Origin of the sequence: Neisseria sp. HMSC70E02 (genome assembly GCF_001838645.1) — a bacterium.
GTDB lineage: Bacteria > Pseudomonadota > Gammaproteobacteria > Burkholderiales > Neisseriaceae > Neisseria > Neisseria macacae.
Map to the genome: position 1 here is coordinate 1 of NZ_KV838091.1, position 12,873 is coordinate 12,873.

The following is a 12,873-nucleotide window of genomic DNA, read 5'->3' on the forward strand; positions in this document are numbered from 1 at the left end:
AGTATTGTACTATTTTGTTTTTAATTTACTATATTTAGAGATTCTGTATGGAAGCGACGAGCCGGATTGGTACAAAGTCTGCTATCTGCCCGAGCATTGTCCGAATAGAACGCAATTCGCCGCCCGACTGTCGGCTTGGTTTACCCGCCCGGATACCCGCGCCACATTCAGACGAGCTTTAGAACAAGCCCTGCTGGAAGGGAAAGAAGACGAAAACGAAACATTGTCATGGGAGCAATGTTACGACTGGTTGGCACAATCGGATGCCGGCTAAACACAATATTTCTCATGATTTCATAAAGAAAGGAAAATCCAAATGAGCGAAACCCTATCCCGCAGAGTGGGCCGCCTGGTGAGCGGCGGTTTTCATGCCCTGATTGATGCGGCGGAAAACCTTGCGCCTGAGGCGGTCATGAACGAGAGCATCCGCGAAATCGAGCGGGCGGTGGACGAAGTGCGTGCCGAGTTGGGCAAAGTGTTGGCGCAGAAACACCTTGCCGCCAAGAAAATGGCGGACGAGAGCAACCGCCACGAAGCCATCGATGCCAACCTGCAAGCCGCCGTAGCCGCTGGGCGCGACGACCTTGCCGAGGCGGGCATCGCCGAACAAATGGACATCGAAGCGCGTCTGCCTGTTTTGGAAAACACCATCGCCGATTGCGCCGCGCAGGAAAAAGAACTTGAGGGCTTTATCGCCGCCTTGCAGGCAAAAAAACGCGAGATGCAGCAGCAGTTGCAAGACTGGCGCGCCGCGCAGCAAAGCGCGGGCGCAGGCAAAGCGGCAGGCGGCAGCGACCTCAACCGCATCGCCCGTGATGCCGAAAAAAGCGGCAACGCCTTCGACCGCGTGATGGGTCGTCAAAACGCGGTACACAGCAGCACCGATGCGGCGCAGTTGGCAAAATTGAAGGAGTTAGAAGACTTGAGCCGCAACAACCGTATTGCCGAACGATTGGCGGCACTGAAGGCGGGGAAATAAGTTTTCAGACGACCTCCTTTGTCGGAAAGGTCGTCTGAAAAGAAAAACGCCGCGCGGAGCTTGTCCTTGCAGCGTGTGGCGGAACGAATCAGTAGTCGATGCGTTCGCTGATAATCCGCAAATCCGGCCATGAGAAAACGATGTCGTATTCACGTCCGTTTTTGAAGGCTTCGGCTTTCAATACGGGGCGGCCGCGGCGGTCATCGGCTTCGATTTCGTGAACTTGGTAGCCGCGTCGTTCGAGTATCCGCATCACTTGTGCGCGTTTTTGCTCGAAGGACGGATCGCTGTAAATTTGGTGTTCGATGTAGTCGTCATCGTAATACTTGCCGTCGCGGTAACGGTAGTCGTCATTACGGTCGTAATCGCGCTCATAGCGGTCGTCGTAACGATCATCATAGCGGTCATCGTAACGGTCATAACGCTGCTCGTAGCGGTCGGTACGATAGTCGTCATCGTAATAGTCGTAAGGATAGGGAGCGGCACAAGCGGTCAGTGCGATACTGCCTAAGAGTAATACCGGTAAGAGTTTTTTCATGTCGTATCCTTTCGGGACGTGGGGTAAGTAAAGAATATTCGGAAGCGGATTATAAATCGACGCGTTCTACGAGAATGTTCAAATCGGGATAAGACATCACGATTTTGTATTCCAAGCTGCCTTTGTAGGCCTCAAATTCCAAAACGGGTCTTGCCCAATAGAGGTCGGTGTCGGAATCGTGGACTTCGTAGCCCCTGCTGTGCAGGATGGACAAAGCGCGGTCGTGGTGTTGCGCGAACGCGGGGTCTGTCTCCATGCGGTATTGGGCGTAGTCTTCGTAAAGGTCGAAACCTTCTGCTGCAAGAAAAATGGCGCAAACAGCGGCGACAGGAAGCAGCAGTTTTTTCAAAAGCGGTTTGGACGGCTTTGTATATTGCGACTGAGAATGTTTCATTTCGTTCCCTTTGCGTCTGTTGTCGGTATAGACATTTAAACACGCAGGACTTAGGGAAAAGTTAGGAGCGGTTTCAGACGACCTTTCTTTACGATACGCACAGGTCGTCTGAAAAATAGGGGAATTTCATGATTTTTGCCATCTTGATCGGCTTGCTAACCGCCGTCTTGCTTTACTTTGTGATGTTTAAGGATTGGGACGAATTTGTCGAATGCGTCGAATTCTATTGCACCCCCGACATCATCAGCGCGCTACGGGGGCGGTATTGGGAGGACGTATGGGCGGAAACCAAAATCCTGCTGTGGCTGGGCATCAGTTTGGCTGCGGGCGCATCGGCTTATGCCTGGCTCAACTAGAGTCGGCGTTGCAAGGCGGATACCGTCTTTATTGCTGCGAACAGTAAATAATTGAAAGGAATGTCAAAATGAGCAAAAAACACACTTACCGCACCGCGACAACATGGACGGGCAATCTCGGCGAAGGCACATCATCCTACACCGCTTATTTGCGCAACTTTACCGTTTCTGCCGAGGGTAAGCCCGACTTGCACGGTTCCGCCGACCCGGCCTTCCGCGGCGATGCGGGCCGCTGGAACCCCGAAGAAATGCTGTTGGCCGCCGTTTCTGCCTGCCACAAACTATGGTACCTGCACCTGTGTGCCGACGCGGGCATCTGCGTTACCGCCTACACCGACCACGCCGAAGCGGTGATGGACGAAGGCGGAAATGGGAGCGTGGGGCGTTTCGTTTCCGCCGTGTTGAAGCCGCGCGTTACCATCGCCGCAGGAAGCGACCGCGCCAAGGCTTTGGAACTGCATCACGAAGCGCACCGCCTGTGTTTCATCGCCAATTCGGTCAACTTTCCAATTGAATGCCGCGCTGAGATTGAGAGCGAAGAGGCTGTCTGAAAACCGAATGTCTGTTTGGGATGCACGGATAGGTCAAATTCAAATAAGGCATACCTAATGCCGTCATTCCCGCGCAGGCGGGAATCCAGACCTCGATTCTAGAAGTATTATTTGAAGATTGCCGTCATCTCAAACTTCTGGATTCCCGCCTGCGCGGGAATGACGACAATCAAACATTCAAATTTTCGCAAGCAGTCTATTTAAGGTCGTCTGAAAGTTGACAGAACAAGGAACGGAATATGTGGAATTTAATCAACGCCCCCGAAACAGAAATCTTCGGCATCGCCATAGCGCTGATGGTTTTACTCGGCGTGTTGGAAGTCATCTCCATGCTGGCGGGCGGCATCAGCGACTGGCTGGACAATCTGCTGTCCGACAGTCTGACCGAAACCGCGCACGCCGAAGTCGGGCTGGACGCAGCGGACGCGGGCGTGTTCGTCAGGTTTCTGAGCTGGCTGTATGTCGGTCGTGTGCCGGTGTTGATGCTGATGGTGGTGTTCCTTGCCGTGTACGGACTGACGGGCTACCTGTTTCAGACGACCTTTGCCGCCGTGTTCGGTAGCTATCTGAACGGATGGCTGGCGGCAGTAGCCGTGTGGTTCCTTTCGCTGCCGCTGGTGCGCCTGACGGCGGGCGGACTGTACAAAATCATGCCCAAAGACGAAACCACCGCCGTTTCGCAGGAAAGCCTAATCGGACGCATCGGCACAGTGGTGCTGGGCGAAGCACGGGCAGGCAGCGCGGCGCAGGTGCGGGTGAAGGATGTGTACGGGCAGCAGCATTATGTGATGGCAGAACCGGATTCCGACGAAGTATTGAAGCAGGGCGACGCGGTGTTGCTGGTGTCGCTGGAGGGAAATACGTTTAAAGCGATTTTGAATCCGAGCGGGAGCTTGGTGGATTGAGGTCGTCTGAAAAGATAAACGCCGGTTTGCAATAAACCATCATTTTTATCAGATTAGAAAAACAAAACGGGGATAGATATGGATCATTTGGCGCAGCCTGAGCGCGATATGCAATCCCGCATCGAAGCGTTGAAAAACAAGCTGCCGCGAGGGGTTATCGTTGTCGGCGACGGGCTGCTGTTTAAACATTCGTTATTTAGAGGTTTGTTGTTTCAACCCTTGGTTGCTTTCTTGTTCGGCCTCATCGGCGTGGGCGGTCTCTGGCTGAAGATAGTGAAATGGATGGATCTATCGCTTTCTAGCAACATGACTTGGCTGCTGGCGATTGTATTCACGCTATGGTGGTTGTGGCGTGCGGAACGTTGGTGGTGCGGGCTGACGACCCGGAAATCGATTTATATTGATCGCGAAAAATTGATTATTTACGGTGCATTCGGACGCATCCGTTATCAAGGCGGGCATGACGGGGCTTACAGGAAGTTTGACCGTATATATATGAGTGACATCGTCGGAGTCAGTCTGATTACCGAACGCAGAGGAACAACAGTAATCGGCGGGCTGCTGGGCTTAGGAAGACACAATATCTGTACAACAGCTTCCCAGAACGCATTGATTGAATTAACAGGTTGGTAGTGGTATTCAAGGTATAAGCTCGGTAGGTCGGATTCTTGAATCCGACGAACCGCTCCGCTTCAACCGTATTGCACATAACCGAAATTGTCGGATTGCAAGAATCCGACCTACCTTTAAAACTGCTATTTTTAACCTTTTCAGACGACCCCAAATTCCAAAAAACCGTCTGAACCGACACCTCTCAAGTAGTCCGTAGCGTGGGCTTCGCTCACGGAGCAAACATCTCGGATGATCGTTTGATTCAAACGACAGTAGGTCGCGGGCAAAGCCCACGCTACGGTTTGCAAAAAATAGAAATGGTAGGTCGGATTCTCGAATCCGACGAACCGCTCCGCTTCAACCGTATTGCACCTAACCGAAATTGTCGGATTCAAGAATCCGACCTACCTTTAAAACCGCTATTTTTAACCTTTCAGACAACCCCAAACCCTAAAAAACCGTCTGAACCGACGCCCTTCAAGTGGTCCGTAGCGTGGGCTTCGCCCACGAAGCAAACATCTCGGATTATCGTTTGATTCAAACGACAGTAGGTTGCGGGCAAAGCCCACGCTACGGTTTACTCACTTAGCAAATCGGTGAAAACTGGAAGAAAAGCTTTCTAGGGAAACGAATAAACCCTATTGAAGATTTTTGATTTCGAAAGGAAAGAATGATACACAAATTTTTTGTGAAAGTTTCAACTAATAAAAATGAAATTAAGATTTTGAAAGTTATACGAGCTTTTAATCAAGAACCGATTATTGAAATTCAAAGAAGACTTGAAAATAAAGAAAAGATTCTTGAAACCTTATATTTAGATCTGGAAAAGCTAAGAGAATTCAGAAAAGTACTAAGAAGCATTATAAATCTGGGTGGTGAAATTCATTTATTCCTTGATAGCGAGGACGATGAGGTTAGTCTAAATTTTCTGGATAATACAATTGCTTCTCAGGAAGATACAAAGAATTATATAGAGGAAGAAGACGCCTTCTTACATGATGAGGATGAATAAAAGAATCACAACTTTATAAGTCCTGCTGCGAATTTACTCGCTAAAAATTTTATAAAACTAACAAAAAGCAGCCGTTATAGTCGTTATTTTAAGCTTGGTAGGTTGGATTCTTGAACAAATCGCTCCGCTTCAGCCGTATTGCACATAACCGAAATTGTCGGATTCAAGAATTCGGATTCAAAAATCCGGCCTACCTTTAAAACCCAAAATTTTTAACCTTTCAGACGACCCCAAACCCTAAAAAAACGTCTGAACCCACGCCCCTCAAGGGTATATCGACAACAAGAAAGGAAAACCCATGAACTTAGTTTCCATCGGCATCATCGCCGGCGTCATACTCGTCGCGCTGTTCGTACTCGGCCTCATCCTCACCCGCCTGTACCGCCGCGCCAGCAAAGAAGTCTCCTTCGTCCGCACCGGCTTCGGCGGCGAAAAAGTCATCATGAACGGTGGTGCGATGGTGCTGCCCGTACTGCACGAAATCATCCCCGTCAATATGAACACGCTGCGCCTCGAAGTGCGCCGCGCGGCGCAGCAGGCGTTGATTACCCGCGACCGGATGCGCGTCGATGTGATGGCGGAATTTTACGTCCGCGTCAAACCCAGCGCGGAGAGCATCGCCACCGCCGCGCAAACGCTGGGTATGAAAACCATGTCGCCCGACGAATTGAAAGACCTTGTCGAAGGTAAATTCGTCGATGCCCTGCGCGCCGTCGCCGCCGAAATGGCGATGGAAGAGTTACACGAAAAACGTGTTGATTTCGTTCAGAAAGTGCAACAAGTCGTGAGCGAAGATTTGTTTAAAAACGGCCTCGAACTCGAAACCGTTTCCCTGACCGGCCTCGACCAAACCAGCTTTGAGTTTTTCAACCCGCAAAACGCCTTTGACGCGGAAGGTCTGACCAAACTGACCGAAACCATCGAAGGCCGCCGCAAAAAACGCAACGAAATCGAACAAGACACCGATTTGGCGATTAAAACCAAAAACCTCGAAGCCGAGCAGCAACGCCTGAAAATCTCGCGCGAAGAAGAATACGCCAAACTCGAACAAGAACGCGAAATCGCCGTGCGCCGCGCCGAACAGGAAGCCAGCATCGCCGAGCAGGAAGCGCAGAAAAAACGCGAGGCGGAAGAAGCCAAAATCGCCGCCGAACGCGAAGTGGATTTGAAACGCATCGCCGCCGAACGCGACATTAAAAACGAAGACATCCGCAAAGCCCAAGCCGTCGAGCAGGCGGAGGTCGAGCGCCGCAAAGCCATCGAGCTTGCCGAACAAGACCGCGCCATCGCCGTTGCCGAGAAATCGCGTGCCGAATCCGAAGCCAAAGCCGAAGCCGACAAAGCCCGCGCCGCCGCCGTGCGTGAAGAAGAGAGCGTGATTACCGTACGCGAAACCGAACGCGCCGAACGTGCCAAAGCCGTCGAACTGATTGCCGCCGAAGAAGCCGCGCAAAAAGACGCGATTTCGCTCACCGTCGCCGCCGAAGCCGAGAAACAGGCCGCGCAAGACCGCGCCGAAGCCGTGCGCATCGCCGCCGAAGCCGAAGCTGAGAAACAACGCCTGCAAGCCAAAGGTGAAGCCGATGCCAAAGTCCTGCTGGCACAAGCGCAAGAGCAGCAATACAAAGTCGATGCCGAAGGTACCCGCGCCGTGAACGAAGCCGCCAACGTCCTGAGCGTCGAGCAAGTCGAAATGCAAGTGCGCCTCGCCCTGTTGAAACACCTGCCCGACATCATCCGCGAATCCGTGCGCCCGATGGAAAACATCGACGACATCAAGATTCTGCAAGTCAACGGCTTGGGCGGATTCAGCGGCGCTGCCAACGGCTCCGAAGGCGTGTCGGACGGTCAAACCACACAAGCCAGCCTCGCCGACCAAATGGTCAACAGCGCCCTGCGCTACCGCAGCCAAGCCCCGCTGGTTGACGGCCTCTTGAAAGAATTGGGCCTGAACGGCGGCGACATCAACGGGCTGACGCAGGGGCTGGATAAAGGCATCGGCAAAGAATAAGCCGCGCCGTTAAGAAGGTCTGAAAGCAAAGGTCGTCTGAAACCTCGAAACAGGGGTTTCAGACGACCTTTTGTCATGGAAGGAACAAATCTGTCATCAGCCAAACCTGTTCTATCGCATCAAACGCGACAAACAGGCGGCGCAGGTTCAGCGTATTCGTCAGGCGTTCGGTTTACGGAAAACCAGTTGGAAGCCGCCCTTAATCCCCTCTCCAATCCGGCAGAACCAAGCAAACTGCGTCCGCCGCAAACTGGCATTGAAGCAATAGTTTGCCCATACCGAACAAGCCGTTTTAAAGCATAAAACACAAAGGTCGTCTGAAAACCGATTTCAAAGTTTCAGACGACCTTTTATCTTTTCCAGCAAACCCGGTTTAGCCCCTGCGCAACACGGCGTTGTTGACGTATTTTTGGATACCGGTGGCGATGGCGTCGGCGCATTGGCGGCGGAAGGAGTCGCTGCCGAGCAGCCGCTCTTCGGTCGGGTTGGACAAGAAGGCGGTTTCGACGAGGATGGACGGGATGTCGGGCGCGCGCAGGACGGCGAAGTTGGCTTCGTCAACGCGACCTTTGTGGAGTTGGTTGAGTTTGCCCAATTCGGTCAGGACGGAATGTCCGAGCTTGCGGCTGTCGCGCATGGTGGCGGTTTGGGTCATGTCGAGAATGGCATTATCGACGCTGCGGTTGCCGCTTTTGGCAACGCCGCCGATGGCGTCGGCGTTGTTTTGGGTTTGGGCGAGGAATTTGGCGGCGGAGCTGGTCGCACCTTTGGTGTTGAGCATATACACGCCGGTACCGCGCGCGGACGGGCTGGTGAAGGCGTCGGCATGGATGGAGACGAACACGTCGGCATTACGGGCGCGGGCTTTGGCGACGCGCACGCCCAATGGGATGAAGATGTCTTCGTTGCGGGTCATGTAAACGGTGTAGCCTATGCTTTCAAGGCGGTTTTTGGCTTCGCGGGCGATGGAGAGGACGACGTTTTTTTCTTTCAAACCGCTAGGACCGATGGCACCGGGATCTTCACCGCCATGACCGGGGTCTATCATAATGACGGGGCGGCGTCCGCCGCGGTTGGAGCGCACAGGCGTGTCTTGGGCAATGTTTGTGCGCTCGGCAGGACGTTGCGTTTGCATGCGTTTCGGCGGATTGCCGTTGAGCAGCGCCATCATCGGGTCGTTGGCATCGACACCGTGCGGGTAAAGGTCGATCACGAGGCGGTTTTTAAAGCCGCCGACCGGAGCAAGCGAGAAGACTTGCGGATGGGCGTTTTGCTTGAGGTCGATCACGACGCGTACGGTCGTCGGGGTGTTTTGTCCGGCGCGGATGCTGCGGATGTAGGGGTCGTCGGGCAGGACTTTGCCGGAAATGCCTTGCAGGACGCTGTTGATGTTGGCGTTTTGGATGTCGACGACGAGCCTGCCGGGGTTTTCCAGGGCGAAATGCTGATATTGCAGCGCGCGCGAGCTTTCGATGGTAATACGGGTATAGGCGTGCGAAGGCCAAATACGGGCGGCGACGAATTGGGCTGGCGGCGCGGCTTTGGCGAGGGCGGAGGCAATCGGCGTGAGGGTGAACAACAGTCCGGCAGTTTGGCGGACGACTTGTCTTCGTGTCAGTTTGAATTTAACCATGCTTCTAAACTTTTTTGTCCGTTGGCGGTGTGTGCGGTAGCGGTGCAGGTTCTGCCCTGCTCGGCGTGATTCAGGGATACGGTGATGTCTGCGGGCGGAGTGAACGCGCCGCCCTGTTGCGGCCATTCGATGATGCAGACGCTGTCAGGGGAGAACAGGTCGTCCAGACCCGCATCTTCCCATTCTTCGGGCGAGGCAAAGCGGTAAAGGTCGAAATGATGGAGCGTGAACGCTTCCAGCGGATAGGATTCGACGATGGCGTAGGTCGGGCTTTTGACCGCGCCGGTGTGTCCGAGTCCGCGCAGGATGCCGCGCGTGAACGTGGTTTTTCCTGCGCCCAAATCGCCTTGCAGATGGATGACCAATGGCGCGCGCAGCGATTTTGCCCAACTCCCGCCCAGCTTGAGTGTGGACTCTTCGTCGGGAAGCCGGCGGGAAAGGGTTGCGCCGTCGCTCATGAAATCAGCCTTATCGTGTTCTAAAGACCTTAATTATGCTGTATTTACGGGCATTTGCAAACATAAGGGAGGATAAAGTTAGATAAAGATGTTCAATCGGCATCTTTGCCGTTTGCCGTCCAAACGCTTCAGGGGTCGTCTGAAAACGCCGTTTCCACACAACCCAAACCCTTTCAGACGACCTCCGTCCCTGTTAAGCCTTGCGCCGAACGTGTACAATCCGCCCCATCATACCTAATCCGTACAAACCGCATCATGACTATCAGCAAACAACGCCCCATCGGCGTTTTCGATTCCGGCGTCGGCGGCCTGACCAACGTCCGCGCCCTGATGGAACGCCTGCCGATGGAAAACATCATCTACTTCGGCGACACCGCCCGCGTTCCCTACGGCACCAAATCCCGCGCCACCATCGAAACCTTCGCCATGCAGATTGTCGATTTCCTGCTGGAAAACGATGTTAAGGCACTGGTCATCGCGTGCAACACCATCGCCGCCGTTGCCGGACAGAAAATCCGCCAAAAAGCAGGCAATATGCCCGTATTGGACGTGATTTCCGCCGGTGCGCAGGCCGCCCTGAACACCACGCGCAACAACAAAATCGGCATCATCGCCACCAACACCACCGTCAACAGCAACGCCTACGCCCGCGCCATCCACGCCCAAAACCCCGACACGCTCGTGCGCACGCAGGCGACGCCGCTGCTCGTGCCGCTGGTGGAAGAAGGCTGGCTCGACCATGAAGTGACCCGCCTGACCGTGCGCGAATATCTCAAACCGCTCTTGGTGGACGACATCGACACACTCGTCCTCGGCTGTACCCACTTCCCGCTGCTCAAGCCCCTGATCGGCAAAGAAGCGCAAAACGTCGCCCTGGTCGATTCCGCCATCACCACCGCCGAAGCAACCGCCCAAGCGCTCGCCCAAGCAGGATTGCTCAACACTGAAAACGACAGCCCCGACTACCGCTTCTACGTCAGCGACATCCCCCTGCGTTTCCGCACCATAGGCGAACGCTTCCTCGGACGCAGCATGGAACAAATCGAAATGGTCTCGCTGGGATAAGGCATATCCCGCATACCAAAATGAGAGGTCGTCTGAAAACTCGAAACACGAGTTTTCAGACGACCTTTCTTCCGTTTCCTGCCCGGAATTAGAAACTGTAATTCACCCGCGCCGTATAAGTGCGCGGCGCGCCGGGCATGGCGTCGGAACGCCAGTATTTTTGATTGAACAGATTGCCGACGGCGAAAGTGAGGTTCAGATTTTTGCGGTTCCAGCCGAGCATGGCGTCGGTGCGGACGAAGCCGGGAAGCGTGGTAACTTCTTTGTTTCTTGAATCGTAGCCGTAGCGTTTGCCCGTACCGGTTACGCCGATTTCGCCGTAGAGGTTTTCGGTCGGTGTGTAACGGAAGAACAGGTTGCCGGTAACGTTGCTGGTGTTGTCCAAATGGATGCCCACTCGGTCGGGATTTTCTTTGTCTTCAACGACTTTCGCCTGCATCACGCCCAACGAGCCGCGCAGGTAGAGTTTTTTGGGGATGATTTGTCCGATGGCGGACAGTTCCACACCGCGCGAACGGTGTTTGCCGCCGACTGCCCAAGTGTAGGGATCATTTTGCGCGTCGGGGCGGTAGCGGATATTGAAGCGTTCGATTTGGTAGGCGGACAATGTGGTGCTGAGGCGGTCGTCCAGCCAACTGCTTTTGACACCAGTTTCGTATTGGCGGGTGTATTCGGGATCGGCGTTGAACACGGCGGCAGACGAAGTGTCGATGCTCAAATAGCCGCCGCGTCCGCCATAAGGCGCGAAGCCTTTGTTATACGAGGCGTAGAGCGTGTGGGCAGGCGTTACGTTCCACACTGCGCCGATATTGGGGCTGAACGAATGGCCGCTGTATTGGCGGCTGCTGCCGGTGAGTTTGTCTTCGGAATTAAAGGTGTATTTGTCGTAACGGCCGCCAAGGACGAATTTCAAATCGGGCGTAGCGGAGAAGATGTTTTGCACGAAAATGCCGTAGGAGTCGGCTTTGTGGCGGTTTTGGGTAAGGACGGGCTGCAATCTGCCTGAAACCGGCCAGCTTGCGCGGTCGTAGGGGTCGATGGAGACGGAAAAGGCGCGGCTGTAACCCAATGTCGGGTTGCGGTGTTCGCGGCTGTAATCCAAGCCTACGGTCAGGTGGTTTTCAAAACGGCCGATGTGGTAGTCGCCGTTGAGCGTGAAGTTGGACGACAGGGTTTTGTTGTCGGTCTGCTGCCAGGCGTAATTGCGCTTGATTAGGCTGCCGTTTTCGCTGCCTCCGTAGAAGTGGTCGAAATCCTGCGCCGCCGTGCGGTGGGCGAGCTGCCATTGGGCGCGCCATTTGTCGTTGAAGGCGTATTCGAGGTCGGAACGCCAAACTTGCAGCTTGTCTTTGACAAAATCGTTCGGGTGGGCGAAACCCATGCGGTAAGGCAGTCCGAAGCGGTCGTACACGGACTTGGTCGGACTGCGGTCGGGCGTGCGCTCCATATTGTCGTAGGTGTATTGCCCCGTCCATTTCAAGCCGTTGTCGAGTTTGACGGTAATGCTGGGCGAAACCATGACGTTTTTACTGTCTATGCCGCTGCGGAATGAATTGGCGCGCCCGACTTCGCCGGTGAGGCGGATGGCGACGTTTTTGTTCAGCACTTCGTTGATGTCCATATTCAGGCTGCGGTTTGCCCACGAGCCGTAAACCGCACCGATGTTGCGGCTTTGTTTGAAGTTGGCGTATTTGCTGACCATATTGATGACGCCGCCGCCGTTGGTTCGGCCGTAAAGGACGGAAGACGGACCTTTCAGGATTTCCACGCGCTCGATGTTGGCGGTACTGCGGCGGACCTGTCCGCTTTCGCGCACGCCGTCGCGGTAAATATCGGATGCGTCGGCTTGAAAGCCGCGCAGGAAAATGCTTTCGCCGCGCATATCGTAGGCAGCGTCAATACCGGCGTTGCCTTCGAGGATGGAACTCAAATCGTTCGTGCCGTAGTTTTTGTTTTTCTGGATGTTGAGCGTATCGACGGTTTGCGGCGTTTCTTTGATGAGCTGGCCGTTGCGGGTAACGGCAGCTTCGTCGTAGTTGATGTAGCCTTTGAGTACGCTGGTGTCGGACTGCCCGACCACGGTAACGGTGGGCAGGGTGGCGGTGTAATGTTCGCTATCGGCGGTATCGGCGGCATACAGCGGGAAGGCGGAGGCAAGCAGGGCGGGAAGCAGGGAAAGGCGGGCAGAATATTGCATGTTCAACTCGGAAGGTAAAGGGATGCGGCATTATAGGAAATATTTTTGCTTAATCGAAATAATTGATAATAATTATCTTTATTTATGACAAATTGTGTTTATATTTTGCAACGAAGCAGCCATAAACCGAAAGGTCGTCTGAAAAGTGAACTGCACCCCAAA

13 protein-coding genes and 1 pseudogene are annotated in these 12,873 nt (G+C 54.1%); 9 read left to right on the top strand and 5 right to left on the bottom strand.

What is annotated here, in order from left to right:
* Together HMPREF3277_RS06415 and HMPREF3277_RS06420 are read left to right on the top strand one after the other, a co-directional pair.
* Nucleotides 1-274 (top strand): annotated as a pseudogene (locus tag HMPREF3277_RS06415) (hypothetical protein); the annotation flags it as partial.
* 42 nt (nucleotides 275-316) lie between these two features.
* On the top strand, nucleotides 317-979 hold the full coding sequence (locus HMPREF3277_RS06420) for a PspA/IM30 family protein (RefSeq protein WP_009312450.1): 663 nt from the start codon (nucleotides 317-319) through the stop codon (nucleotides 977-979).
* Nucleotides 980-1,067: 88 nt separating this feature from the next.
* Here the strand turns inward: HMPREF3277_RS06420 and HMPREF3277_RS06425 are convergent, their stop codons facing one another.
* Both HMPREF3277_RS06425 and HMPREF3277_RS06430 read right to left on the bottom strand, forming a co-directional pair.
* Nucleotides 1,068-1,517 (bottom strand): PepSY domain-containing protein, encoded by a 450-nt coding sequence (locus tag HMPREF3277_RS06425; RefSeq protein WP_039409690.1) that lies wholly within the window; start codon nucleotides 1,515-1,517, stop codon nucleotides 1,068-1,070.
* Between the two features lie 49 nt (nucleotides 1,518-1,566).
* Nucleotides 1,567-1,911: a hypothetical protein gene (locus HMPREF3277_RS06430; protein WP_009312448.1), complete on the bottom strand. Its 345-nt coding sequence runs from the start codon at nucleotides 1,909-1,911 to the stop codon at nucleotides 1,567-1,569.
* 128 nt (nucleotides 1,912-2,039) lie between these two features.
* Between HMPREF3277_RS06430 and HMPREF3277_RS06435 the strand changes: the two genes are divergently transcribed.
* The 6 genes from HMPREF3277_RS06435 (at nucleotide 2,040) to HMPREF3277_RS06460 (ending at nucleotide 7,358) form a co-directional block, all read left to right on the top strand.
* Entirely contained in the window at nucleotides 2,040-2,267 is a 228-nt protein-coding gene (locus HMPREF3277_RS06435) for a hypothetical protein (protein ID WP_070636509.1), read from the top strand.
* A 68-nt stretch (nucleotides 2,268-2,335) separates the two neighbouring features.
* Nucleotides 2,336-2,818, top strand: a complete 483-nt coding sequence (locus tag HMPREF3277_RS06440) for an OsmC family protein (RefSeq protein ID WP_070870396.1) — start codon at nucleotides 2,336-2,338, stop codon at nucleotides 2,816-2,818.
* 239 nt (nucleotides 2,819-3,057) lie between these two features.
* Nucleotides 3,058-3,723, top strand: coding sequence for a YqiJ family protein (locus HMPREF3277_RS06445; RefSeq protein ID WP_070870397.1), 666 nt, complete (start codon nucleotides 3,058-3,060; stop codon nucleotides 3,721-3,723).
* A gap of 78 nt (nucleotides 3,724-3,801) precedes the next feature.
* Entirely contained in the window at nucleotides 3,802-4,356 is a 555-nt protein-coding gene (locus tag HMPREF3277_RS06450) for a hypothetical protein (RefSeq protein WP_070870399.1), read from the top strand.
* Between the two features lie 649 nt (nucleotides 4,357-5,005).
* On the top strand, nucleotides 5,006-5,347 hold the full coding sequence (locus HMPREF3277_RS06455) for a hypothetical protein (RefSeq protein ID WP_003779423.1): 342 nt from the start codon (nucleotides 5,006-5,008) through the stop codon (nucleotides 5,345-5,347).
* 298 nt (nucleotides 5,348-5,645) lie between these two features.
* A complete protein-coding gene (locus HMPREF3277_RS06460; protein ID WP_003743659.1) occupies nucleotides 5,646-7,358 on the top strand; it encodes a flotillin family protein in 1,713 nt (570 codons plus the stop codon).
* A 373-nt stretch (nucleotides 7,359-7,731) separates the two neighbouring features.
* Here the strand turns inward: HMPREF3277_RS06460 and HMPREF3277_RS06465 are convergent, their stop codons facing one another.
* A complete protein-coding gene (locus tag HMPREF3277_RS06465) occupies nucleotides 7,732-8,991 on the bottom strand; it encodes an N-acetylmuramoyl-L-alanine amidase (RefSeq protein WP_070870401.1) in 1,260 nt (419 codons plus the stop codon).
* Entirely contained in the window at nucleotides 8,973-9,449 is a 477-nt protein-coding gene (gene tsaE, locus HMPREF3277_RS06470; protein WP_070870402.1) for a tRNA (adenosine(37)-N6)-threonylcarbamoyltransferase complex ATPase subunit type 1 TsaE, read from the bottom strand. The genes HMPREF3277_RS06465 and tsaE overlap by 19 nt, the downstream gene beginning before the upstream one ends.
* Before the next feature lie 252 nt (nucleotides 9,450-9,701).
* Between tsaE and murI the strand changes: the two genes are divergently transcribed.
* Nucleotides 9,702-10,514, top strand: a complete 813-nt coding sequence (gene murI, locus HMPREF3277_RS06475; protein WP_099048535.1) for a glutamate racemase — start codon at nucleotides 9,702-9,704, stop codon at nucleotides 10,512-10,514.
* 88 nt (nucleotides 10,515-10,602) lie between these two features.
* On the opposite strand, the gene HMPREF3277_RS06480 is transcribed toward murI, so the two are convergent.
* Nucleotides 10,603-12,711, bottom strand: a complete 2,109-nt coding sequence (locus tag HMPREF3277_RS06480; RefSeq protein ID WP_070870404.1) for a TonB-dependent receptor — start codon at nucleotides 12,709-12,711, stop codon at nucleotides 10,603-10,605.
* Between the last annotated feature and the right edge of the window lie 162 nt (nucleotides 12,712-12,873).

Coding starts and splice junctions, on each gene's coding strand:
- HMPREF3277_RS06420 (WP_009312450.1), top strand. CDS start 317: ATGAGCGAAACCCTATCCCGCAGAGTGGGCCGCCTGGTGAGCGGCGGT.
- HMPREF3277_RS06425 (WP_039409690.1), bottom strand. CDS start 1,517: ATGAAAAAACTCTTACCGGTATTACTCTTAGGCAGTATCGCACTGACC.
- HMPREF3277_RS06430 (WP_009312448.1), bottom strand. CDS start 1,911: ATGAAACATTCTCAGTCGCAATATACAAAGCCGTCCAAACCGCTTTTG.
- HMPREF3277_RS06435 (WP_070636509.1), top strand. CDS start 2,040: ATGATTTTTGCCATCTTGATCGGCTTGCTAACCGCCGTCTTGCTTTAC.
- HMPREF3277_RS06440 (WP_070870396.1), top strand. CDS start 2,336: ATGAGCAAAAAACACACTTACCGCACCGCGACAACATGGACGGGCAAT.
- HMPREF3277_RS06445 (WP_070870397.1), top strand. CDS start 3,058: ATGTGGAATTTAATCAACGCCCCCGAAACAGAAATCTTCGGCATCGCC.
- HMPREF3277_RS06450 (WP_070870399.1), top strand. CDS start 3,802: ATGGATCATTTGGCGCAGCCTGAGCGCGATATGCAATCCCGCATCGAA.
- HMPREF3277_RS06455 (WP_003779423.1), top strand. CDS start 5,006: ATGATACACAAATTTTTTGTGAAAGTTTCAACTAATAAAAATGAAATT.
- HMPREF3277_RS06460 (WP_003743659.1), top strand. CDS start 5,646: ATGAACTTAGTTTCCATCGGCATCATCGCCGGCGTCATACTCGTCGCG.
- HMPREF3277_RS06465 (WP_070870401.1), bottom strand. CDS start 8,991: ATGGTTAAATTCAAACTGACACGAAGACAAGTCGTCCGCCAAACTGCC.
- tsaE (WP_070870402.1), bottom strand. CDS start 9,449: ATGAGCGACGGCGCAACCCTTTCCCGCCGGCTTCCCGACGAAGAGTCC.
- HMPREF3277_RS06480 (WP_070870404.1), bottom strand. CDS start 12,711: ATGCAATATTCTGCCCGCCTTTCCCTGCTTCCCGCCCTGCTTGCCTCC.